This is a genomic window from Clostridium zhoujianii (genome assembly GCF_051590805.1).
Classification (GTDB): domain Bacteria; phylum Bacillota; class Clostridia; order Clostridiales; family Clostridiaceae; genus Clostridium.
Genome location: NZ_JBPUTF010000001.1, coordinates 2,120,872 through 2,142,645, shown reverse-complemented (window position 1 = coordinate 2,142,645; position 21,774 = coordinate 2,120,872). Strand labels below are relative to the sequence as shown.

At 28.7% G+C, this 21,774-nt stretch carries 25 protein-coding genes and 1 riboswitch; of the genes, 20 read left to right on the top strand and 5 right to left on the bottom strand.

Annotated features, from left to right (window positions below; translation table 11 throughout):
• Positions 1–19 precede the first annotated feature (19 nt).
• The 4 genes from ACSYT2_RS10225 (at position 20) to ACSYT2_RS10210 (ending at position 5,533) form a co-directional block, all read left to right on the top strand.
• Positions 20–2,641 (top strand): glycoside hydrolase family 38 N-terminal domain-containing protein, encoded by a 2,622-nt coding sequence (locus ACSYT2_RS10225; protein ID WP_438384693.1) that lies wholly within the window; start codon positions 20–22, stop codon positions 2,639–2,641.
• Positions 2,642–2,700: 59 nt separating this feature from the next.
• Positions 2,701–3,498 (top strand): MurR/RpiR family transcriptional regulator, encoded by a 798-nt coding sequence (locus tag ACSYT2_RS10220; RefSeq protein WP_430855119.1) that lies wholly within the window; start codon positions 2,701–2,703, stop codon positions 3,496–3,498.
• A gap of 12 nt (positions 3,499–3,510) precedes the next feature.
• Positions 3,511–4,392: an ROK family protein gene (locus ACSYT2_RS10215; RefSeq protein ID WP_438384692.1), complete on the top strand. Its 882-nt coding sequence runs from the start codon at positions 3,511–3,513 to the stop codon at positions 4,390–4,392.
• 187 nt (positions 4,393–4,579) lie between these two features.
• A complete protein-coding gene (locus tag ACSYT2_RS10210) occupies positions 4,580–5,533 on the top strand; it encodes a hypothetical protein (RefSeq protein ID WP_438384691.1) in 954 nt (317 codons plus the stop codon).
• 45 nt (positions 5,534–5,578) lie between these two features.
• On the opposite strand, the gene gloA is transcribed toward ACSYT2_RS10210, so the two are convergent.
• Positions 5,579–5,965, bottom strand: a complete 387-nt coding sequence (gloA, locus tag ACSYT2_RS10205) for a lactoylglutathione lyase (RefSeq protein ID WP_430855116.1) — start codon at positions 5,963–5,965, stop codon at positions 5,579–5,581.
• A 184-nt stretch (positions 5,966–6,149) separates the two neighbouring features.
• A riboswitch (PreQ1 riboswitch) is annotated at positions 6,150–6,193 on the top strand.
• A gap of 103 nt (positions 6,194–6,296) precedes the next feature.
• Between gloA and ACSYT2_RS10200 the strand changes: the two genes are divergently transcribed.
• Both ACSYT2_RS10200 and ACSYT2_RS10195 read left to right on the top strand, forming a co-directional pair.
• Positions 6,297–6,851 (top strand): ECF transporter S component, encoded by a 555-nt coding sequence (locus tag ACSYT2_RS10200; RefSeq protein WP_438384690.1) that lies wholly within the window; start codon positions 6,297–6,299, stop codon positions 6,849–6,851.
• Positions 6,852–6,855: 4 nt separating this feature from the next.
• Positions 6,856–7,548, top strand: coding sequence for a radical SAM protein (locus tag ACSYT2_RS10195; protein WP_438384689.1), 693 nt, complete (start codon positions 6,856–6,858; stop codon positions 7,546–7,548).
• A 91-nt stretch (positions 7,549–7,639) separates the two neighbouring features.
• Here the strand turns inward: ACSYT2_RS10195 and ACSYT2_RS10190 are convergent, their stop codons facing one another.
• Together ACSYT2_RS10190 and ACSYT2_RS10185 are read right to left on the bottom strand one after the other, a co-directional pair.
• Positions 7,640–7,888, bottom strand: coding sequence for a hypothetical protein (locus ACSYT2_RS10190; protein ID WP_430855113.1), 249 nt, complete (start codon positions 7,886–7,888; stop codon positions 7,640–7,642).
• A 188-nt stretch (positions 7,889–8,076) separates the two neighbouring features.
• Positions 8,077–8,571 carry a hypothetical protein gene (locus ACSYT2_RS10185; protein ID WP_438384688.1) on the bottom strand — a complete coding sequence of 165 codons (495 nt, stop codon included), beginning with the start codon at positions 8,569–8,571 and terminating at the stop codon, positions 8,077–8,079.
• Positions 8,572–8,740: 169 nt separating this feature from the next.
• On the opposite strand from ACSYT2_RS10185, the gene ACSYT2_RS10180 reads away from it, so the two are divergent.
• The 10 genes from ACSYT2_RS10180 (at position 8,741) to ACSYT2_RS10135 (ending at position 16,418) form a co-directional block, all read left to right on the top strand.
• Positions 8,741–9,874, top strand: a complete 1,134-nt coding sequence (locus ACSYT2_RS10180) for a DUF116 domain-containing protein (protein WP_438384687.1) — start codon at positions 8,741–8,743, stop codon at positions 9,872–9,874.
• Between the two features lie 81 nt (positions 9,875–9,955).
• A complete protein-coding gene (locus ACSYT2_RS10175) occupies positions 9,956–10,342 on the top strand; it encodes a hypothetical protein (RefSeq protein ID WP_430855110.1) in 387 nt (128 codons plus the stop codon).
• A gap of 83 nt (positions 10,343–10,425) precedes the next feature.
• Positions 10,426–10,809 (top strand): hypothetical protein, encoded by a 384-nt coding sequence (locus tag ACSYT2_RS10170; protein WP_438384686.1) that lies wholly within the window; start codon positions 10,426–10,428, stop codon positions 10,807–10,809.
• Positions 10,778–11,443, top strand: a complete 666-nt coding sequence (locus ACSYT2_RS10165) for a normocyte-binding protein (protein WP_438384685.1) — start codon at positions 10,778–10,780, stop codon at positions 11,441–11,443. Before ACSYT2_RS10170 ends, ACSYT2_RS10165 begins: the two co-directional genes overlap by 32 nt.
• 2 nt (positions 11,444–11,445) lie before the next feature.
• Positions 11,446–11,790 carry a hypothetical protein gene (locus ACSYT2_RS10160; RefSeq protein ID WP_430855107.1) on the top strand — a complete coding sequence of 115 codons (345 nt, stop codon included), beginning with the start codon at positions 11,446–11,448 and terminating at the stop codon, positions 11,788–11,790.
• 25 nt (positions 11,791–11,815) lie between these two features.
• A complete protein-coding gene (locus ACSYT2_RS10155; protein ID WP_438385013.1) occupies positions 11,816–14,272 on the top strand; it encodes a glutathionylspermidine synthase family protein in 2,457 nt (818 codons plus the stop codon).
• 90 nt (positions 14,273–14,362) lie between these two features.
• Positions 14,363–14,569: a DUF350 domain-containing protein gene (locus tag ACSYT2_RS10150; RefSeq protein WP_430855106.1), complete on the top strand. Its 207-nt coding sequence runs from the start codon at positions 14,363–14,365 to the stop codon at positions 14,567–14,569.
• Between the two features lie 249 nt (positions 14,570–14,818).
• Positions 14,819–15,049: a DUF1653 domain-containing protein gene (locus ACSYT2_RS10145; RefSeq protein WP_430855105.1), complete on the top strand. Its 231-nt coding sequence runs from the start codon at positions 14,819–14,821 to the stop codon at positions 15,047–15,049.
• A 109-nt stretch (positions 15,050–15,158) separates the two neighbouring features.
• The gene (locus tag ACSYT2_RS10140; RefSeq protein WP_430855104.1) at positions 15,159–15,431 is read left to right on the top strand and encodes an iron-sulfur cluster biosynthesis family protein; all 273 of its coding nucleotides are present in this window, start codon (positions 15,159–15,161) and stop codon (positions 15,429–15,431) included.
• Positions 15,432–15,449: 18 nt separating this feature from the next.
• Entirely contained in the window at positions 15,450–16,418 is a 969-nt protein-coding gene (locus ACSYT2_RS10135) for an aromatic acid exporter family protein (RefSeq protein ID WP_430855103.1), read from the top strand.
• A gap of 41 nt (positions 16,419–16,459) precedes the next feature.
• Here the strand turns inward: ACSYT2_RS10135 and ACSYT2_RS10130 are convergent, their stop codons facing one another.
• Positions 16,460–16,636, bottom strand: a complete 177-nt coding sequence (locus ACSYT2_RS10130; protein ID WP_430855102.1) for a hypothetical protein — start codon at positions 16,634–16,636, stop codon at positions 16,460–16,462.
• 161 nt (positions 16,637–16,797) lie between these two features.
• Here ACSYT2_RS10130 and ACSYT2_RS10125 point away from each other — a divergent pair, with 161 nt between their 5' ends.
• The 4 genes from ACSYT2_RS10125 (at position 16,798) to ACSYT2_RS10110 (ending at position 20,868) form a co-directional block, all read left to right on the top strand.
• Positions 16,798–17,442 (top strand): pentapeptide repeat-containing protein, encoded by a 645-nt coding sequence (locus ACSYT2_RS10125; RefSeq protein WP_438384684.1) that lies wholly within the window; start codon positions 16,798–16,800, stop codon positions 17,440–17,442.
• A gap of 163 nt (positions 17,443–17,605) precedes the next feature.
• Positions 17,606–18,139 carry an RNA polymerase sigma factor gene (locus ACSYT2_RS10120; protein WP_438384683.1) on the top strand — a complete coding sequence of 178 codons (534 nt, stop codon included), beginning with the start codon at positions 17,606–17,608 and terminating at the stop codon, positions 18,137–18,139.
• A gap of 15 nt (positions 18,140–18,154) precedes the next feature.
• The gene (locus ACSYT2_RS10115) at positions 18,155–19,456 is read left to right on the top strand and encodes a DUF4179 domain-containing protein (RefSeq protein ID WP_438384682.1); all 1,302 of its coding nucleotides are present in this window, start codon (positions 18,155–18,157) and stop codon (positions 19,454–19,456) included.
• A gap of 287 nt (positions 19,457–19,743) precedes the next feature.
• On the top strand, positions 19,744–20,868 hold the full coding sequence (locus ACSYT2_RS10110) for a hypothetical protein (RefSeq protein ID WP_438384681.1): 1,125 nt from the start codon (positions 19,744–19,746) through the stop codon (positions 20,866–20,868).
• 61 nt (positions 20,869–20,929) lie between these two features.
• Here ACSYT2_RS10110 and ACSYT2_RS10105 read toward each other — a convergent pair whose 3' ends face one another.
• Positions 20,930–21,739: a hypothetical protein gene (locus ACSYT2_RS10105; RefSeq protein ID WP_438384680.1), complete on the bottom strand. Its 810-nt coding sequence runs from the start codon at positions 21,737–21,739 to the stop codon at positions 20,930–20,932.
• Between the last annotated feature and the right edge of the window lie 35 nt (positions 21,740–21,774).

Here is a 21,774-nt window from a genome sequence, read left to right as displayed (position 1 = left end):
GACATTAAGGAGAAGTTTTATGAAGAAGATACATGTGTATTCCCACACTCATTGGGATTATGAATGGTACTTTACTTCAAATGAATCCATTATACAGCTTATATATCATATGGATGAAGTAATAGATGCACTAGAAAATGGAGTATTAGAGAATTATTTATTAGATGGGCAAATGAGTATATTAGAAGATTATCTTAAATTTGTTCCAAGTAACTACAATAGAGTAAAAAAATTAGTTGAAGATGGAAAGTTAATCATAGGACCTTGGTACACTCAAACTGATGAATTAATCATAGATGGTGAATCAATTGTAAGAAATTTATTTTATGGAATAAAAAGTGCTTCAAACCTTGGAGATTGTATGAAGATAGGATATCTTCCAGATTCCTTTGGACAGACAAAGGATTTACCGAAGATTATGAATGGCTTCGATATAAAAAGAAGTATATTCTGGAGAGGTGTAGCTAAGGATGTTTGTCCGAATAGAGAATTTAATTGGAAGAGTGAGGATGGAAGCTCTCTTTTAGTTTACAATATTAAGAATGGCTATTTCTATGGAGGAAATTTAATTTATACTGATGATGTTGAAACTGTTGAAAATACAATATTAGATGGATCAGTATGTGATGATATTTTACTTCCAGTTGGTGGAGACCAAAGATATGTTGATTATAACTTAAAGGAAAGAATTAAGTTTTATCAAGATAGAACAACAAAGGATTTTGAATATGTAGAAAGTAGCTGTGACAAATTTTTCGACCAGTTAGAAAAGGTGAAAGATTTACAGGAGGTTGAAGGAGAATTCGTTAACCCTTCTAATTCAAAAATACATAGATCAATTTATTCTTCAAGATATGATCATAAATACTTAAATGATAAAGTTGAAAGAAGATTGATACATCAATTAGAGCCACTTATGGTAATAGCTCAAAATTTAGGCATAGATCCTAAGGTTGAAATGTTAGAGGAAATATGGAAGAAGCTTCTTATGAATCATGCCCATGATAGTGCTTGTGGCTGTAATAGTGATAAAACTAATAGAAGCATAACATCAAGACTTATTGAGGCAGATCAATTATCTTATTCTGCTCATGACTATATAATAAGAAAAATTAGTGAATCCTTGGAAAATAAAGAGGAAAATGATTTAATTTTATTCAACACATTAGGTACAAGTAGAAAAGAGAATACTAAGGTTCTTATTACAACAAAGAATAAGAATTTTGAAATTAGAGATATTGAAGGAAATAAAGTAGAATATCAAGTATTGGATGTAGCTAGGGAATATGCAGGTAGTATAAAGAGAAGTGAAGAAGAATATAACGAAGATTTATATTACTATGTTTCAAAGGTTATTATTAAATGTGAACTACCTCCTTTAAGTATTAGTGTATTTAGGGTAGTTGAAACTGATAATATAGAAAGAACATATGAGAAAAGTAATAATTGTGAAATTGAAGATAACTTTTATAAAGTTAAGTTTATAGATGGTAAGATAAATATATTTGATAAGACTAGAAATAAAGAATTAAAGGATTGCTTACATATAGAAGATAGTGGAGATGATGGTGATACTTATGATTATTCGCCACCTATAAAGGAAGAGGACTTTAGATATAGCTTTACTTTTGAAGGTGCAAAGGTAGAAGCTATTCGTGGAGAACTTTATAAAGAATTAAAGGTAACAGGAAATATTATGATTCCTAGTAACTTAGAAGATAGAGCTAAGGAATATAAGAATACTGTAATACCATATGAACTTAAAATTTCATTATCAGATAAAGAAGTTATAGAGTGCCACTTAGAAATAGATAATAATGCTGAAGATCATAGAATGAGGCTAATATTAAATACAGATGTTAATAGCCATAAAAGTCTAGCTGATACTGCTTTCGGTGTAATTAAAAGAGATAATACTCCTAAGCATTTAGATGATTGGAGAGAACTTGGATGGAAGGAAGAACCATCACCAATTTATCCAATGCTTCATTTTGTAGCTATTGAAGATAAAAATTCATCAGCAGTAATATTAACAAAGGGTATAAAAGAATATGAGATATTAGATAATTCTAAGATAGCAATTACCCTATTTAGATCAGTTGGATTTTTAGGTAAACCAGATTTAATTAGGAGACCAGGAATTGCTTCAGGAAACGAATTTAAGTATGTGGAAACTCCAGATAGTCAGCTAAAGGGAAAATTAAAGTTTAAGTTTGCTATTAAATTAGACGATAAAATAGAAGAATCTTATATTAATGCTCTATGGAAGAAATATGCCATAAGTATTCCAAACTATCAAGTTCAAGAGATTAATAGATTTACAAATACTCTTAAATACTTTGTAATGCATCCACTAAGGGATAGTGTTAATCCAGTTAAAAATATTATTAATTTAGATGGACTAAACAAGATAGTAGCAACATCAATAATACCTATTGATAAAAATTCATATTCAATTAGATTATTAAACTATAATGATGAAAATAGTAATCCAGGTTATATAGAAATAAATAATGGAAAGAGCTATCAATTGGTAAATATGAATAATAAGTCTATTTCAGAAGAGAAAATAATTAATGGACCAATAAAACTAGAAGCCTTTAAAAAAGGTGAAGTAAGAACAATTAAAATAAATATATAATTAGAAGAAGTGGTGAAAGGTATTAAAGTTTAAGTAAAAGAATAATTCTGGAGGTAGTTATGAAAAAAGAGATAATATTAAGAATAACTCATGCGAAAATGAGCTTTACATATGTAGAAGAACAGATTGCAGATTACTTCTTATCTAATAAGCCAGCTATACCAATAAAGGAATTATCACAGGAACTATGCGTTTCACCAGCTTCTATAACAAGGTTTTGTAAAAAGATAGGTTTAAATAATTATAAGGAATTAATTTATATATATGCTGAACATTTAAAGGAGAATGATAAGGTAGATATAAATAATATATCTATTGATCTTCAAAGTGATTATTTTAAAATATTTAGCTATATAGATAATTCCTTTGAAATAGAAAAAATTGAAAAGATATGTGAATATATTCATGAAAACAGGTTTATGCATATATTTGCATTAGGATTGAGTGCTACAGCAGCCCAGGATTTTAAATTTAGATTTTCAAGAATGGGAAAAATCGTAGAGGTAATTTATGATAAAGATGCTATAGAGATGGCATGTGCAGTATTACAAAAAGGCGATTTAGCATTTATTTTCACATTAAGAGGGAACAAGAAATTAGAAAAATATTCTGAGATATTAAAGGAAAAGGAAGTTAAAGTTATATCAATAACAGGAAATCCAAACTCCAAGGTTGTAGAGAATTCAGAGGTTACTTTATTAACTGCAAATCTTTCAGGAGAGGAGTCAACAGGGTTAATATCGGCTCAGATTCCTATATTAATTCAAATAGACTTAATACATTATTATTATGTGAGAAAATACAGAGATGTATTAGAAAAATGGGTTTCTACAGAAAAGGTATTCAATAAAGAATAGGGAGGTTATTATATGTATGCATGTATAGATATTGGTGGTACATCAATAAAGGTTGCTGTGGCAGATAAGGATGGAAATTTATTTTCAAGGGGAAGTGTAGAGGTAGCAGATACTTTTGAGGAACTTTCAAATAATATTTTTTGTTGGATTGATGAAGTAAAAAAAGAATATGTAATTGAAGGAATAGCAATAAGTTCACCTGGTGCAGTTAATGTAAAAACAGGAATTGTAGGTGGCGGTAGTGCATTACCATGTATACATGGACCTAACTGGAAAGAGGTATTTAAAAATAGATTTAACTTACCTGTAAGTATTGAAAATGATGCAAATTGTGCTGCTTTGGCAGAAGTCTTTTCAGGAGCAGCAAAGGACGTAGAGGATATGCTCTTTGTAGTGTGCGGAACAGGTATAGGTGGAGCTATAGTAAAGGATGGGAAAATTCATCATGGAAAGCATTTATATGGTGGAGAGTTTGGCTACATTATAGTTGAAGAGATAGATGGTGAACCTAAAAATTGGAGTGAAACATCATCAACAATGTCCTTTGTAAGAAAGGTAAGAGAACATTATAAGGATGACTCTTGGGATGGAGAAAAAGTATTTAAGGCTGCTGAAAATGGAGATGAATATTGTAAAGAAGTAATAGATATTTTCTATAAGAATCTTGCTAAGGGAATATTTAATCTTCAACATATTTATGATCCTGAAATAATTTTACTTGGTGGAGCAATAAGCAATAGGGAAGATTTTATTCATAATATAGATGAAAAAATTAAAGAGTTAAGAGAAAAGATAGATATAGAAACAATAGAACCTAAGCTAGGAACCTGTACCCACAGGAAAGATGCTAACCTTATAGGGGCATTAGCTAATTTTATTAGTGAGCATAATTAATAAGAATTAAAATTAATTTGGTAGATATTTAGGAAGAGCAACTGAGAAGAAATCAGTTGCTCTTTTTACTATTATAGATTTTTGTTTTAAATAGAATTTAATTAGGGTAATTATGGTAAAATTTAAATGGGCAAGGATGTCAGATAAGATTTTTTGATATTTACTTTTTATATAAGGGGGCAAAAAAGTGGATGGAAAAAGGGTAGAGATTATTCATAAGATTAATGAAAAGAGAAATATAATTGCATTAACTATTTTATTTTTTCTTACATTATCAATTTCCCTTGGGGAAGTTAAGAACTATTTAGCAAATAGAGATAGGACTATAAGTGTTGAAGGTACAGTGATTGATTCTCTGAATTATATCCATGAATTTGATGATAACAGGGAGTATTATAGTACCTTTATTCTTAGCTGGGAAGTTGATGGAGTTATTTATGAAGATAAGTTTAAAAAAGACGGAACAGTACTTATTGGGGATAAGTTAGCCATTGATATACTAAAGGATAATCCGAGTAAAGTAAGTAAAGGCTCATTGAATGAGATGATATTTTCTCTAAGTTTTATTACTGTATTAGGAATTATAATTTTTATAACTATATTTCGTAAAAAGCTCTATAAGAGATTCATATTAAGAGAAAGAGGAGAAGAGATTAGAAATGCATTATATATTGATGTTTTTGAGAAGAAAGAAAATAACTTTAGAAAAACAAAAAGAGTTCTTCTATTTTCTTTATTTTCTTCTATAATGTTCACATTAGTATTTTCATGGCATTCCTTATATTTATTTAAAATTTATATAACTCAGACAAGAGATGATTATATTAATGTAAATGTAGAAATATTAGATTTAGAGAATATTTATTTAGATAATAATAAGGAGTATAGTGATGTAATAGCAAGATGGACAGTAGATAGCCAGGTTTATAAGAAAGAGCTATTAAAATTGGAGGGAAGATATAGTGAAGGGAATTTTTATAAGGTAGAAGTACAAAGGGATACGGAAGAATCTAAAAAGTTAAAGATTTTAGTTGAAAAGAAAGAGATAATTAGATCAGTAGCTGTGGCAATAGGATCATTGGTATTATTCCTAATATTTTTGTATAAATATATAAAACTCATAAAAAGTAAAATCAACTGATAAAAATCAGTTGATTTTATTTTTTAAAGTTTTTAATTTTAGATATTAAGCTAAAGTTCTAATAACCTCAACTTGGTATCCATCTGGATCAGTAACAAAGTAGTAATGAGGAGCTTCCCCTGGAAGACCTTTAAGAGGAGTTACATTATAACCTAAAGCTATATGCTTATCTCTCATTTCTTCAAGATTTTCAGTTCCTATAGCAATATGACTAAAGCCATTTCCTAATTCATAAGGCTTTTCAGGATTATAGTTATAAGTAAGTTCAACTTCATAACCACCTTCTTTATCTGATAAATAAACTAATGTGAATTTATGCTCTGGAAAGTCCTTTCTTCTTGTTTCAACAAGACCTAATGCTTTTCCATAAAAATCTAAAGACTTTTCTAAGTCCATTACTCTTATACAAGTGTGTAACATTTTAACTGACATTATAAATCCTCCGTATAAATTTAAATTAATCTGACCTTATTATATCATATTAAATTGGGCAAGCAATAAAATAATGAATATGGGTAAGTAAACTTCATATTTACAAATTAACCATCATAAGTTAATATAAAATTGCTAATGAAATTAGCTTTATAAAAATATAAATTCCTGAATCTCTATTGATAGAGGACTGGTTCGAGAACTCCCAGTATAAAAAACTAAGGGTTTATATAGTGGCAGTATATAAAAGTTGTATCCTTAGATACAGCTTTTTTTATCTTACAAAAAAGCTGTATAGTTCTCCATATCAAATAGATTTGGAGGAGAGAAAATGAAAAAAAATCTAACACAAAAACTAACCTTAATGGGGATCTGCGTTGCACTAAATATTTTAGGTGCCTTTATAGCACTAATTTTAAGGATTCCCATACTTTTAGACTCTATTGGTACTATTATGGTAGCTGCTTTTTTAGGACCTACATATGCAGTTACTACAGGCTTAGTATCAAGTATAATCAGTGGCGTGACTTATGACATTTACTCACTTTATTTTGCACCAGTACAGATTATTGTTGGAGCTATTGCAGGTATTCTTTATAAAAAGGACATACTAAAAGGAAAGAAAATATTTGTTTCAGTAATCTTACTTTCAGTATTTTCAGCATTAGCAGGAGCTATTATAGCAGCCTTTGTATTTGATGGTGTAACTTCATCAGCTTCTTCATATATAGTACAAATGTTATCAGCTATTGGTATAAGTAAGGTAGTTAGTATATTCATTATACAATTTCTTATGGATTATGCAGACAGACTTATTTCAGTAGCTATTGTAAATTCAGTTATAGGTAAGCTACCAAAAGTTATTATAGAAAGGCTAAGAGGGTAAGAGTATGAATAGGTACAGTAAAATCACAGATAAAATTAAAAGGGAAATAGTACTTTTAAAGGCTTTTCCATGTGTATGGGGAAAGTGTTCTTTTTGCGATTATATATTAGATAATTCTAATAATGAGGAAGAGATAAATAAAGTAAATAGGGAAGTTCTTACTAATATAACTGGAGAATTTAAGGTTCTTGAAGTTATTAACTCAGGTAGTTGTTTTGAAATTCCTAAGGAGACTTTAAAGGAAATAAAAAAAGTAATAAATGAAAAGGGAATTGAAGAACTATTTTTAGAAAGTCATTGGTGTTATAAAAATAGGATTCAAGAGATGAGAGACTTTTTTGAAATTCCAATTACTTTTAAAATTGGAGTTGAAACCTTTGACTATAATTTTAGAAATGACCTGTTAAATAAAAATGCAAAATTTAAAACTATAGATGAATTAAAGGAATACTTTGATTCACCTTGCATAATGGTCGGAATTAAGGGTCAAACAAGAGAAAGTATAGCTAAGGATATAGATATATTATTAAAGAATTTTAACCATGGAACTATTAATGTTTTTGTAGATAATAGTACAAGTATTAAAAGGGATAATGATTTAGTTGAATGGTTTGTTAAAGAGTATAAGGGCTTTTTAAGTGAGAATGACCATATCGAAGTCTTATATAATAATACAGATTTTGGTGTTGGTGATTAAGTAAAGGGAAAGTGAGAATAGTGATTAATTGAATAACCTTTGTCATTAAAAAAGTGCTAACCAGTTTTAGGTTAGCACTTTTTTCTATATTCTAATAGTTTATTCCAGCGGCTGTAACATTTTCTTTATCCTCATCACCACATGGAGTAACTCCATAAGTCATTCCACAATTAGAACATTTATCTACTAGAGTTTTCATTGTGAAAGTATGACCACAAGAACAATCTATTTTATATAAGTATCTCAAAGGGAATTTTTCTTTTCCTTTGCTTCTTACTAGATCAACGATAGCTTTTCCATCATCTCCGTTATTTGCCTTTGATAAGCATCCACATCCCATTATTTATATCCTCCTTCGTTATTGATTATTATACATATAATTATAAAGGATATTTTAAGAAATGTCAGCAATTATTGATAATAATTATAAATTAATAAATATTATCAGTTATATAAACTGAAATTTAGGATTATTATAATAAATAGTAATTAAGAAAGCGTTAACTAATAAGTAGTTAACGCTTTTGATTATTTTGATTCTTTAATTTTCTTTAGATACTCTTGAAGCTTACATTTTTCATCTTCATTTAAAGAATCATCCTTACTCTTTTTCATAAGCTTTTTAAATTCTTTAAAGTCCTTATCTCCAAGTATACATTTACCTACCTTTTCTTTTAAAGAATGTAGTGTTTTCATTTGTGACTTTGATAGTTCTTTACCACTATTAACACAGTCGCAAATTTCCTTAAGTTCTTTCTTTTCAGACTCAGAAAGAAGCTTTAAGATCTGTTCTTGAGATAACATTTGTATATCATGCTTATGATGACCGCATTTTTCTTTACATTTATCCTTATCTTTATCCTTGTGTCTTTCAGCATCCTCATTAGTTTCAGGATCTGTATTTTCTGCAATACAGCTAGGGCAATAAGAATTTACATTTACCATAGCTTTAGGTGCTATAGTTGCAGTTTCACTTACTAGCACTACTGATAAAGCTACTAGACTAACAAATTTCTTAATCATTGCATTTTCTCCTTTGTAACAGTTTTTTAACAATATTGTTATGCGACAAAATTCAAAGCTTTATTCATTAGTACTTGTACAAATTTAAAAGGAAAAATTTAAGTTAAATTATATGGAAATATGTTGTAAAATTAGGTGGTAATAAATTACAAGGGGGAATTGAAAGGATATGAATCATATTACATATGATTTGACTAATGGAGAGAAGAGTTCATCTAGATATTATAAGGAAATAGAAAATCTAAGTGGAAAGGTTATTGAAAACCTATTAATTAAAGAGAAAATATATATAGATGACTTTATGAAATTTATAAAAGTAAATAAAGTAGAGGAGTTAAGATCAGAAGAAGAGTATGGAATAGAGATATTTTTAATAGGTGTAATGCTAAAGGAATATTTAAGTTATGGTAGAGGCTTTATGCTTATTTCTAAGAAGATTTTTAAAACTTTAAATTTCTTAAGGGAAAAGGATAGATGTAAGAAGAATATTGATTCAATAAGAGGAAGGCTATTTACGAGTATTCTAATGAAAAGGAAGATTATTAAGAAAAATATAGATTTAGATGATTTTAAATTAGTAGTAATATGGATGGAATCTACTGGAGATTTCAAAGAAGAGGTTTTAAGAATTAGAAATTGGATTAGCTTCCTGGATGCTAGAGATAATGAGTACGTAAATGACCTATTTTCTCATGGATTAGAAGAGGCAGATTATCTTTATAATGAAGGAAAATATATACTTGGAGAGTATACAAGCAATGTTGGAAAGTACTTAGAATGTTATAAAGAAAAACACCTAAACAAAGAGGATATAATTTATTGTGGAAAGAATGAAATACAATACTTTTTTAATATGGTTGCAGCGGAGATAATGAATAAGGTGTATAGGGAAGAATTTTTAGAAACTACAATTAAAAAGGTATTTACACCTTCTTGTATGAGGCAAGTAGAAAAAGAATGTTTAAGTGAGAAGAGTGCCATTGGTTATATATGCAAGAATTGCACAAAGAATTGTAATGTTAATAAATTAACTGAAATGGGGAAGAAAGAAGGTTTTCAAGTTTATATTATCCCTCATGAAACTATGTTATTCAGCTATTTAAGTGAAGAGAATAGCAAAATAGGTATAGTTGGTATAGCTTGTGTACTAAATCTTGTATCTGGAGGTTGGAAGGCTCTAAGGTTAGGATTTAAACCTCAATGCGTAGTATTAGATTATTGTGGTTGTGATAATCATTGGTTAAATAATAGGGTTATGACTAGTATAAATATTGATAGGATTAAGAAAATTAGTTGTAAGTAAAAACAAAAAACTCAAAAAATAATAAAATATAACTTGATAAATGGTAAAATATACTTTATTATAAGTTTAGGGGTGATTGTAATGAGGAAAAGGTACAGAGGATCATTTTTAAACTTAGTATTATCAATGATATTTATTATTCTAGGAATACTAAAGAGCTATATTTTATTTACATCAAGCTATACTAGGGGGAATAGTAGATTAAATTATATCGAAATATTTATCTATTTATTTTTAGCTTGGAGATACTTACATATGTACTTGCTAAAAGTTGAAATAACAAATAAATATTTAACTTTAGGCGGTTTCTTTATGGATAAAAAAGTAAATCTAGAAGGATTAATAGATATAAGAGAGAATGGTGCTAGTATTGAAACAGTTTTTAGGGATGGAACAATAATTAAATTTCAGAAAAATGAAATTGACAGGAAAGATATTAAAACTTTAAAGGGATTAATGATGAATTAAGGCTAAAAAGATAAAAATAAATATGTTAAATTATAGAAATGTTGTATAATTATTAATAATGTATACTTTACAGGGGGATAGTAATGGAGATTTTTATTTATAGAACTTTTAATGATTGGTATAAGGATAAGCCATCAGAGGTTCTTCAGGGGTCTGTTAATTCTTCATATAATGGAGTTTTAGCAGTTGATACGGTAATAGATGATAAAGAATATAGACAGATATTTTCTTTGAAAAATAACTTTGCTTTTATTTATAAGTTATCCTATGGATTTTTACCTTACGCTAAAGAAATTAATATTTATTCTACTTTTGAATCTTGGGAAAAGTCAAAGCCTGAAATAGTATTTAAGGGCGAAATATGCGAGGATGAATGCGGGGATAGCCATTTAACTTTTATGAATGAAGATGGTTTCAAACATTGTATATCTTTAGATGGAATTTATTCTGTTACATATGAAAGGTAGGGATGTTATGAATTTAAGTGAAGTTGATTTAAGGAATATTTATAGAAGGTGGCATAAAGGATTAGGAGAGTTTCAATGCTTTTTTAGAAGCTCACCATTTGTTTCCTTGCAGACCTACGATGATTTCATTATAGATGAAGAGGATATGGAAGAATCATGTTCTAATATTATTAGTATAATATTAGAACATGAAAATAATAAAAGCTTTTTAATAGTTGACCTGCCATTAAATAAAATATTAGATTTAGCACTTATATTAAACAATGAAGAGGGTATTAAGCCTATTTTAAATATAAATTTATTATTTCATCCCTATGGAATAGTAGGTACAAAGAATAATATTAATAAGCTTATAGTAAACTCTTTAAAACTTAAAAATATAGAAAGTGATAAGTACATTATGCTTATTCCTTATGATAGATTTCAAGAAGGAATTAATCTTGATAGGATGAAAAATAAATTAAACAATCAATTTGGTATAGGAGAAGAGGAGCTTCCTTATCAAGAGATGTTGAAAAAGTTAGGATATGATAAATTAGTACTTATTACAGAGGGGAATGTTAAGGAAGATTTATTAGAGTATATAGAATATATGAAAAAAGATATGAAGGTTGAAGTAATAAAGGTGGGGTAAAAATGGCTGATATAAAAAAGATAATAAAGGAAAATAAAAAGAAAGCATTATCAATTGCAGTAGCTACAGCATTTCTAGTGAGTGGACCTTTTGGATTACTAGGCTGTGGTGAACCAAAACCAGAAGAAGAGGAAGAGGAGAATGAATCATACTCAAGTGGAAGTAGTCATTCATCTGGAGGTTGGTGGTTCTTTGGAGGTAATTCTTCAAGTAAATCAGATTCTTCAAATGGAGATAGTACTATAAAGAGTGATTCTTCATCTAGTAGCAAAAAAAGTAGTGTAACAAAGCCTTCAAGTGGCAAATCAGGATATTCATCATCAAAGGGAGGGGGCTCTTCAAGTTAAAGTTACTTAAGGGTGTGATATGAAAATGAAAAATCAGATAGATCATACAGAAGAGGTATTGTTTAACAACTATATGGTAAGTTCTGTAGGTGAAGAGAATGTACACTGTCAGATACCTTTTTATTTTAATAGAGATATCCAAGAGAGGATGGTATTTTATAGTGAAGAGATAAATAAAATTTCCTTGGAAATATTAAGTGAGATTAAAGGAAGGCATAAGGATGTCCTTAATTATTTTGAGGATTTTCCATATAAAGATAAGATATTTAATCTTAAGATTCCAATATCACCAATGTTTTGGACAAGATATGATACCTTTATAGATGATAGTAATAACATTTATTTTGCAGAGCTTAACTATGATAAGCCCTGTGGGCAAAAAGAGATGGAACTAGCAGGAAAGAGTCCCTTCCAGGGGAATTTAAATACTAATTTCATTGATAAGTTTATTAAAGAATTACATAAGATAGTTAATGATTTCTGTGGGGAAGAGGATAAAATTAATGTTGGAATGTTAATGGATCCTTGTCACTATGAAGAATTACATCATAGTTATTACTTTAAAAATTTATTGAAGGATACTAAGATTAATATAGTACAAGTTGGCCCTAATAATTTATCTGTTATAGATGGAGAAGTATATGCTTTTTCAGAAATTAAGTTACCTATAATATTAAGATTATTTCCTACAGAATTTTTTTATGAAATTGATAATATTGAAGAAATATTAGATGCTTTTGATAATGGAAAAGTATTACTGATAAATGATCCAAGGATTATAGCCATTCAGGCAAAGGGGTTCTTTGCTTATTTGTGGAAGTTAGTAGAAGAGGAGTCAAAGCTTTTATCTAAAGAAAATAAGGATGTTATAAGGGCATGTATTCCATACACGAAAATTTATAAGGGTATTGATAAAGAAACACTAATAAACAAAGATAAATATGTAGTAAAATCTTCTTTAGGTAGGTATAGTCAGGAAGTTTATATAGGAAAGCTATACGACAGAAATGCTTGGAAGAATCAACTGGAGATTGTAGAAGAAAATAAAAAGCTTCATATATTGCAGGATCTAATTGAAATTAGGCAGGAGTATACTTTTAGACCAGCTAAGGAAAATATGAATATACCTAATTTAGCTTATGGTAATTTTGGAGTATATCTTATAAAGGACAAGGTAGAAGGATTTTTAGTTAGGTGGAGCAAAACTTTTTTAACTGATGATAATTATACTTGGATGTGCCCTTTAGGGGTGAGGGATTCCTTAGTGTCTATAGAGGAGTATTCAAATGAGGATAGAAAAGAAATTTGGGAGAAAGTAATGGAAGAAGCTGCATTTAGCTATTCTTTTACAGGAACTTATACTAATGTAAGTGAATATATCTCTTTAGATTCATTTATTGTAGAAAAAAGCTTATATGAGGAAATGAATACTGCAAGTTCATTATTCATTGATATTTTAGATAAGGCTTATCCATATATCCAAAGGAATATAGAACTTTTTGGACCGATATTAGGAATACCTGAAAGTCTTTATGAGTTAGTTTCAAAATCTTGTACAACAGCCCTTTGTGCTCTAGGTAGAATTGATTTTGCTTTAGATAACAATGGAGAACTTAAGATACTTGAATTTAATTCGGAAACACCAGCTGGTTTAGTAGAATCAGTTGGAATCAATTCTATTATAAAAAAAGAGCTAGGTATAAATTATGAAGATCCAAATGAAAGTTTAATAAATGATATAGCAGAGGCTTTTAAATTTGTATTGAAGGACTTAAAAAAGGAGAAAGAGATAAAGGTAATAGGAGTAGTTACTTCTTGGTATTATGAAGATATTTATACTTCAGAAGTTCTCTTTAATATTTTGAAAGGTATGGAGGAATACAAGGTTGTCTTTGGTAATATATATGACTTAAAGGTAGCTGGAGATAAGATTTATCTTTACGGTGAAGAGATAGATGCTATTTATAGGCACTATCCATTAGATTGGTTAGATTATGAAAAAGAAATGAATCAGTTAATTAAACCACTAAGTTCAGGAACATACCTAATAAATCCAGGGCATACATTGATAACTCAATCAAAGGCATTTCTAGGGGTTATTCATGAGCTTGTTGGAAAAGGTTTTTTTACTGATGAAGAGGATAGATTTATATTAAAATATATTCCATATACCTGCTTAGAGCCAGATAATAAACTTTCTTCAGATTGTGTAGTTAAGCCTTACTTATCAAGAGAAGGGTTAGGGGTAATTATGAGCTACGAAGGTGTTAGTAAGGAGTTAGAGGATATTGTCTTTCAAGATAGAGTAAATATTACTCCATTAAACATTAACATTAATTCTACAATGGGCTGTAGTCGCAGATATCAGTTCCCTATTATGGGAGTTTATATAACTAATAAGAAACCATCAGGTTTATATACAAGGATGGGTGATTTTATCACTAATAGTAACGCTATTTTTATGCCTACTTATATAAGGTAGCATTATAAATAGGGTAAATAAATAGTGGTAAGGTTGTTATATTTATCCATGTATATTAAAATAATAATATAAGATTTAGGGGGTGGAATTATGGATGTTCTATTTAATGTTGGAATAAGTATTGTTTTTGGATTAATAGGGATTGCACTTTTAATTTTTGGATACTGGGCATTTGATGCAGTATTAACTAAAATTGATTTCAATGAAGAGCTTAAGAATAAGAATGTTGCTATGGCTATAGTTATTGCAGGCTTTATGATTGCTATTGGAATTATAATTTCTGGGGTTGTAGCATAAAGCAAAGCTTATCAGAAGGAATCCAAGGGGCTATCAGTGCTTATGGCCAACTTATAGAAGATGGAAAGGTCAGAAGTTATAGCAGTGGATAAACATAGTTAAGAGTTAAATATAAAGATTGGTCTTCAATATCCTTACAAAGGGTGTAGAGGGCCGATTTTTATTATTATATATGGAATTTGAATGTGAGAGCCTAAATAAGGTATAATCTATTGGTACTTATTTAGAATGATGATGGAGGAACGTAAGATGAGAGAATTTAAACCAGGAGTATACAGACATTTTAAGGGGAATGAATATCAGGTTTTTGATATTGCAGAACATACAGAAACAGGGGAAAAATTAGTAGTATATAGAGCACTATATGGTGAATTTAGAACATTTGTAAGACCAATGGATATGTTCTTTAGTGAAGTTGATAAAGAAAAATATCCAGAGGTTGAAGCTAAATACAGATTTGAGTATGTTAGAGCAGTATAAAATAGAATAACCAATCCAGGCCAATAGATGTACTTAGCTCCCACTTATGGAAGGTGGGAGTGTCAACAGTGGTAGCAATAGGATAAAATAATGTTAAAAGGGTGATTTTATGAAGATAGAATTTGATGAAAAGACTAAAAAGGCATTAGAAGAATTAGTGAATAATAGCAGTGAAAACTCTATAAGAATTAAAGTATTTAGAGGCTGTGGTAAACCAGGCTATGAAATATTTCCAAGCTTTAAAGGGGAATATGATGAAGAAGTTAATATAGATGGAATCAACTTCCTTTATTACAAGGATGATAAAAGGATGATTGATGGTATAGAAATAAAATATGATAAAGATATATATAATAATGGTTTCTATATTAGAAGTCTTTAAGAAAGGAGGAGATAACTAATGAGAAGCTATTTACAGTCTAAGACCGTAAAGATGGCTATGTCAGCAACTATTTCAGTGATTATTGCTAATAAGTTAGGGTTGCAATTTGGCGTAACAGCAGGGATAATTGCAATTCTAAGTATATTAAATACAAAAAAGGAAGCCCTACGAGTTGGAGGTAGAAGGTTTATAGCAGCAACAATTGCAATTTTACTTTCTTTCTTTTTATATAAGCTATTAGGAAATAGTCCATTAATTTTTGGTTTGTTTTTATTAGTATTTATATCCATAACTATTAAATTAAAAGTAGAGGAAGGGATGGTAGTTGGATCAGTATTATCAACGCACCTACTTGTTAGCAGTAATATAGATATATATTGGGTGTATAATGAATTTGCAATAGCAATAATAGGCATAGGTGTTTCATTAATATTTAATTTATATGCACCTTCTTTAGAGGATAAGTTCGAAAGAAATAGAGAAAAAATAGAAGACCAATTTAGAGTTATACTATCAGATATGTCTGTAAGTCTTGTGAATCATACTATATCAATTTATGATAAAGAAATAATGGATAATGTAGAAGAACTAATAAAAGAGACTAGAGAAATAGCACATAAAATAAGTGAGAATAGCTTATTTAAGATTGAATGCTATTCTATAAAATATATTGGTATGAGAATGATTCAACTAGACACTATTAAAAGAATGAAGAAGCATTTTTCAAGGTTCTATATGAAATATGAGCAAGCTATAGCTTTGTCAGAGTTCACAAAAAATGTTGCTGTAAATATACGCGAAGATAATGACTGTGTAGAATTAATAAAGCAGCTTGATTTATTAAAAGAGGATTATAAGAATATGGAGCTACCAAAAACTAGAGCAGAATTCGAGAATAGAGCCTTACTATTCCAATTTTTAAATGATTTAGAGGAATTTTTAACTATAAAAAAAGAATTTAAAGAGGATATGAGTTGTAAAATATAGATGTGGTGGAATTACCACATCTATATTTTTTACATAAGACATTATTTTTTTTGATTATTAAGAATTATTTTGCCATCTGGTCCAATAGAATAATAGTTACTTTTTCTAATTTCTTGTTTGTGACTTATAATTGGTTTTTCATTACCATCATTGTACTCAGATAAAAGGCTATTCCATCTATATGCATAGCCAGCATAACGTTCATCATATTCTGACATTAATAACCACTCCTTTTAGTTACATTGTAAATAATTAAACTTTATCTTAAGTAACTACTTATATTATTATATGTTATGGATAATTTATTGCCCCATAACTAATATTTAATATATATAATTTGGTATAATATACTTTATTAAAAGAAAGAGGTGGGAGATTTATGGCTAAATTAAATAAATTACAAAATCCTAGATTTGTAAATTTATTAGAGGAAGATATAAATTTAAGAGATCTATTAGAAGTTGAAAGAGAAATAAAAGATTCTAGGGTTTCTGATGAGATAGTTGATTATGTTGATGAAGAAAGAGTTGAAATAAATGGATGTCATTTTAAAAATGTAATATTTACAGAATGTAAATTTAGGAATGTAGATATAATTGATGCTAAGTTTGAAAATTGTGATTTATCTAATATAGATTTTTCAGAAGGAAGTATACATAGAGTTGAATTTAATAATTGTAAACTAGTAGGCAGTAATTTTTCAGGATGTAACATTCAGAATGTGTATTTTAAGGAATCTTTAATTAGATATTCTATCTTTGCCTTTGCAAAGACAAAACTAATAAATTTTGAAAAATGTAGTTTAGATAGTTCGAACTTTTCAGAGTGTAAATTTAATAAAATAGCATTTAAAGAATGTTCTTTAGAAATGGCAGATTTTATGAATACAAAGCTTAAGGACATTGATTTTACTGACAGTGAAATCAATGGATTAGTTTTAACAGGAAATGAACTAAGGGGAGCCATTGTTTCGCCAAGTCAAGCTATGGAACTAGCAGCTTTATTAGGAATAATAATTAAATAAGGTCTTTTGAAATGGTGCTAATTGAAAGACAGGTTGTAGATTGTATATTCTACTTAGTGTATCAGACTATGAAGGGTGAAATTCTTCATAGTCTTTTTTTATAGAAATTAAGGGAACCTTTTATATCTATTCACTATCTAATAGTCAGAAAAGGAGGCTTAGTATGGAGCTAGTTAAGTTTTTCGGGAAAAGTAATATAGTAGAAAAGTCGAATATTAGATTAGCAAAAGAAGGAGATAAGGAGGCTTTTACTAGTTTAATGCAAGAAAATCTAAAATCTATGTATAGAGTGGCTAAGGGGATATTAAAAAGAGAGGAGGATGTGGAGGACGGAATTCAAAATACTATTTTAATAGCCTTTAATAAGTTAGGTACATTAAAAGAGGAGAAGTATTTTAAAACTTGGCTTACTAGAATCCTAATAAATGAATGTAATAAAATATATGAAATCAACAATAAGAAACATATTAATGTAGAAGAGGAAGCTTACACAGTTGATGAAACTGAGAATATTGATTTATTTAATGCAATTAGTAAGTTACCAAATGAGATTAGGGTTACAACTATATTATTTTATTTTGATGATATGAGTTATAAGGATATTGCTAAGATTCTTGGAATAGCAGAGGGTACTGTTAAGTCTAGATTATTTAGAGCAAAAGAAAGATTATATACAATGCTTAATGATAGTGAGTAGGAGGGGATTTATATTATGGATAAATTTGATGAGCAATTAAGAAGGATGTCTAAGGAATCTAAAGTTGAACCACCAGTAGAATTAAGAGAAAAGGTTAATAATACTTGTAAAGATATAAAAAGAGGAAAAGGAATATTAAGAAGGATTGGAGCAATAGCGGCAGTATCTACAATAGCTGTATTTACCTTTGGAATTAGCTTCCCAGTTTATGCTAATCAAATACCAGTAGTAGGTAGAGTGATAGGGTATTTTAATGAGCAATTTGGTAAGGAAGGATATAAAGAGCAAGCACAAGCAATAGGTTACACAGTTGAAGCCGGTGATTATACTATTAATATAGAGGATATTTATTATGATGATATTGAAATGAATATATTCTATACAGTCAAGAGTGATAAACCTCTAGATCTATTAAGAAAGTATTGGCTTAATTTAAAAGTAAAACCTGATTTTGATATTAATTATGAGGGGTTTCTAGAAGAAGGAAGTCTTATAGATGATTACACCTTTGCTGGGATGATGACATATAATATTAGCCCTACAGATGGAAGTAAGTTGCCAGAAATATTAAAGGGTACTTTAGATGTTAATAAATTAATGATAGGTTATGGAGAATCAGAAGAGATTCCAGTTAAAGGAGAGCCTCTAAAATTAGAGCTGAAGAATAAGGGAATACCAATAGAAGAATATGAAATTAATAAGACAGTAATAGCAAATGGAAATTCTATTGAATTTTTAAAGGTTAGAAAATTTCCAACCAGAGTAATCATTGATACAAAGGAAAGTACAACTGGTAAAAATAATAGTTTACAGTACTATTTATGGAATAGTAAACAAGGAAAGCTTGGAGCTGTTTTTGGGGGAGTGAAGGGAGATATATACTCTAGTCAACATAGTTTACCTAGTACAGGTGGAGAGACATATATTATTCCAATAGTTGATAGGGGTTTACAATCAGTAAAAGATGTAAAGCAAAGTAATCAATATTTATTAGAGAAGGGTAAGAAATATAACTTTAATGATAATGAATCAATAGAAATAGAAGATATTAAGTATGAAGAGGATAGAACATTAGTAACAGCAAGAGTAGTTGGATATAATTCTTTATGGAATTTTTCAGTGGAAGAGGATATATCAAAGGAAGGTGTATATTCAGCATATGAGGCTGATAAGGAAGTATTGGGAATTCTAGATAAGAAGGTTACCTATGTATTACCAAAGTTAGATGAGAATAAAAAGTATTACATGGATTGCAATTATGCAAGTAATAACTACACTATTTTAACAGATGAAATAATTAAGTTAGATATTAAGTAGTAAAAATATAAGATAGTGGGATAAAAATATTAAATGTAGATAAAATAATTAAGGGTAATGGTGCAATATTACCCTTAATTATTTTGTTTGAAAATCATCACTTATAATCCTAGGTTTAAGTAATAATTTAAGAGTAAGGACTAAGGTCACTATTTACAAGAAATAGGGTATTTCATTTACTATAATGTTTAAAAATGTAGTATTTTATGGTAGTATCAGACTATATAGGCTATAATATTTGATTAGTGAAATTAAAGTTGATTTTAGATATTAGAGGATGTGAGACTATGTCAATAAATACAGTGGATTTATTAGGAATAACGTATGACGAGAAGATTATTAGCAATTTAATAGTAAGGTTAATAAATAATTCATTGAATTTTAGAAATTCATTTTTACATCACATTGTAGAGATTAAAGATACTAGTCAATATAGGGTTGAAGCTAGAACAAAAATTGGGACATCTAGAGGGGTACCAGATATCATTATAATAGCAGAAGGTAAAGAGAATGTAATAGTAACAGTTATTGAAAGTAAATTGAAAGCAAGTACTGGACATAATCAAATTATTGTATATTCGGAAGATGCATGTATTAATGAAATATTAGCAGAAGAAAAGATAGACTTAGATGGTAGAAGGCTAGAGCGGAAATTTGTATATTTATCCTTAACTGAAGATGGAAGCCATTCAAGCGAAGACTACATAATAAAAACCTATAATGATTTAGTAGAAAATGTATGGGTTGAGGTAGAAGATGCTGGATTAAATAAAATATACAAAGACTTCTGTGCAAAGATGATAAATTATTATTCTAGTGGAAACATATCTGAAAAAGATAAGTTTCTTAATGTATTATTGAAGCATGAAGAAAAAGAAAAGGTATTTATTAAGTTTAGAGAACTAATACTTTCAATAGATTATCCTAATAATTTAAAACTTGAGTTCTTTGGAAAAACAGGCGGTAGTGATGAATTAGGTTTTATAACAAAGATAACAAAAGGTGAATGGATGGGTAAAGAGGCAAGATGGGAAAATGATATATATGGAATTAATAAAGATACTTATGATATCCATATGGAAGGTAGCTTTAATATAATAAGAGAGAGATTAAAGCTAACTATTCACTATGAGCCGAATCCTTATATATCAAGAACTAGTCTTGAAAAGTGGTCACTTCCTGAAGCTTATGCTGCTTTTGAGGATAGGAGAAATAGGGTTAAGGAACAGGTTTATAAAAATATCGCAATGTTAGAAGATGATCATATAAAGGAATACGATGGTGTTAATGGAATAGCATTTGTAGAAATTAATTTTGATGAGAATACTACAATAGAGGAATTTAAGGATAAGTTTGTTTATTATGTATCTAAATTATCTGTTATTCTTGATAAGGCTTTGATAAGATCATAAAATAGAAAATGTAGAGTTAGGTTTTATATTAAACTTAACTCTACATTTTTATTCTAGTAGATCATTGATTCATTAAACGGAACACCTCAGTTACCTCATCACCATAGTTTTTGTGTAGTATAACTTTTCCTAAATTTGATTTAAGAATCCTAGAGATATCCTTTTCATCTCCAGATACAATTGAAAACTTTTTGAGCATTTCAAAACCTTCATTAGGTAAGTAAGCTACGAATATACTAAGTATAGACTCTAATGACTTTGACAAAATTTTAAATTCTATACTATTAAGTTCTTTAGGGGTTAAAATCATAATTTCTTTTAGTATTTTTTCACTTAGATCTAAACAAAATATTACATTTGATTCCTTCTTTAATATTACTGGGTCAGCAAGTGATGTAATGAAGGCACGCTTTTCTAAAAGATTAGAGTCTGGATAGAATTTGTTAATAATTTTTTTTATAGAAAAGAAGTTATTTCTAGCAATTCTTTGAAATGCCATAGTTACAGCTTCTCTTATTCTCCAACGACGGTCATTCATTGCACTTTGAAAGACACTTAATATATAACGTTGCTCTTTTACAGATCCGTAAGTATAGAATTCTCCAAATCCTTTTATGGCACAGAAGGGAAGAAATTCTTCTTTGGAATCTGTTGGAGCTTGTCCATAATCTATTGCACTCCATTTACACAACAATTTCCAGTTGTCTGGAGTAATTGTATTATTATTAAAATAATCAGCAAATCCATCAGATAACCCAATATTAAATTTATCATTTGAAACTGTAGAGTTTTTTATTAAAAAATTTTCTAGGTTTTTAAATTTAGGCTCTTTAAATAAATTTGTTATAAGAGCGCAATATTCATTACTCATATTTATATTACACCTTCTTACCCTATGTTAATTAA

Excerpts from the sequence above, each read along its gene's own strand:
- ACSYT2_RS10175 (WP_430855110.1), top strand. The coding sequence starts at position 9,956 with ATGAGGAAAAGGTACAGAGGATCATTTTTAAACTTAGTATTATCAATG.
- ACSYT2_RS10170 (WP_438384686.1), top strand. The coding sequence starts at position 10,426 with ATGGAGATTTTTATTTATAGAACTTTTAATGATTGGTATAAGGATAAG.
- ACSYT2_RS10155 (WP_438385013.1), top strand. The coding sequence starts at position 11,816 with ATGAAAAATCAGATAGATCATACAGAAGAGGTATTGTTTAACAACTAT.
- ACSYT2_RS10115 (WP_438384682.1), top strand. The coding sequence starts at position 18,155 with ATGGATAAATTTGATGAGCAATTAAGAAGGATGTCTAAGGAATCTAAA.
- ACSYT2_RS10135 (WP_430855103.1), top strand. The coding sequence starts at position 15,450 with ATGAGAAGCTATTTACAGTCTAAGACCGTAAAGATGGCTATGTCAGCA.
- ACSYT2_RS10150 (WP_430855106.1), top strand. The coding sequence starts at position 14,363 with ATGGATGTTCTATTTAATGTTGGAATAAGTATTGTTTTTGGATTAATA.
- ACSYT2_RS10110 (WP_438384681.1), top strand. The coding sequence starts at position 19,744 with ATGTCAATAAATACAGTGGATTTATTAGGAATAACGTATGACGAGAAG.
- ACSYT2_RS10165 (WP_438384685.1), top strand. The coding sequence starts at position 10,778 with ATGGAATTTATTCTGTTACATATGAAAGGTAGGGATGTTATGAATTTA.
- ACSYT2_RS10130 (WP_430855102.1), bottom strand. The coding sequence starts at position 16,636 with ATGTCAGAATATGATGAACGTTATGCTGGCTATGCATATAGATGGAAT.
- ACSYT2_RS10190 (WP_430855113.1), bottom strand. The coding sequence starts at position 7,888 with ATGGGATGTGGATGCTTATCAAAGGCAAATAACGGAGATGATGGAAAA.
- ACSYT2_RS10105 (WP_438384680.1), bottom strand. The coding sequence starts at position 21,739 with ATGAGTAATGAATATTGCGCTCTTATAACAAATTTATTTAAAGAGCCT.
- ACSYT2_RS10140 (WP_430855104.1), top strand. The coding sequence starts at position 15,159 with ATGAAGATAGAATTTGATGAAAAGACTAAAAAGGCATTAGAAGAATTA.
- ACSYT2_RS10185 (WP_438384688.1), bottom strand. The coding sequence starts at position 8,571 with ATGATTAAGAAATTTGTTAGTCTAGTAGCTTTATCAGTAGTGCTAGTA.
- ACSYT2_RS10220 (WP_430855119.1), top strand. The coding sequence starts at position 2,701 with ATGAAAAAAGAGATAATATTAAGAATAACTCATGCGAAAATGAGCTTT.
- ACSYT2_RS10200 (WP_438384690.1), top strand. The coding sequence starts at position 6,297 with ATGAAAAAAAATCTAACACAAAAACTAACCTTAATGGGGATCTGCGTT.
- ACSYT2_RS10215 (WP_438384692.1), top strand. The coding sequence starts at position 3,511 with ATGTATGCATGTATAGATATTGGTGGTACATCAATAAAGGTTGCTGTG.
- ACSYT2_RS10180 (WP_438384687.1), top strand. The coding sequence starts at position 8,741 with ATGAATCATATTACATATGATTTGACTAATGGAGAGAAGAGTTCATCT.
- ACSYT2_RS10145 (WP_430855105.1), top strand. The coding sequence starts at position 14,819 with ATGAGAGAATTTAAACCAGGAGTATACAGACATTTTAAGGGGAATGAA.
- gloA (WP_430855116.1), bottom strand. The coding sequence starts at position 5,965 with ATGTCAGTTAAAATGTTACACACTTGTATAAGAGTAATGGACTTAGAA.
- ACSYT2_RS10160 (WP_430855107.1), top strand. The coding sequence starts at position 11,446 with ATGGCTGATATAAAAAAGATAATAAAGGAAAATAAAAAGAAAGCATTA.
- ACSYT2_RS10195 (WP_438384689.1), top strand. The coding sequence starts at position 6,856 with ATGAATAGGTACAGTAAAATCACAGATAAAATTAAAAGGGAAATAGTA.
- ACSYT2_RS10225 (WP_438384693.1), top strand. The coding sequence starts at position 20 with ATGAAGAAGATACATGTGTATTCCCACACTCATTGGGATTATGAATGG.
- ACSYT2_RS10120 (WP_438384683.1), top strand. The coding sequence starts at position 17,606 with ATGGAGCTAGTTAAGTTTTTCGGGAAAAGTAATATAGTAGAAAAGTCG.
- ACSYT2_RS10125 (WP_438384684.1), top strand. The coding sequence starts at position 16,798 with ATGGCTAAATTAAATAAATTACAAAATCCTAGATTTGTAAATTTATTA.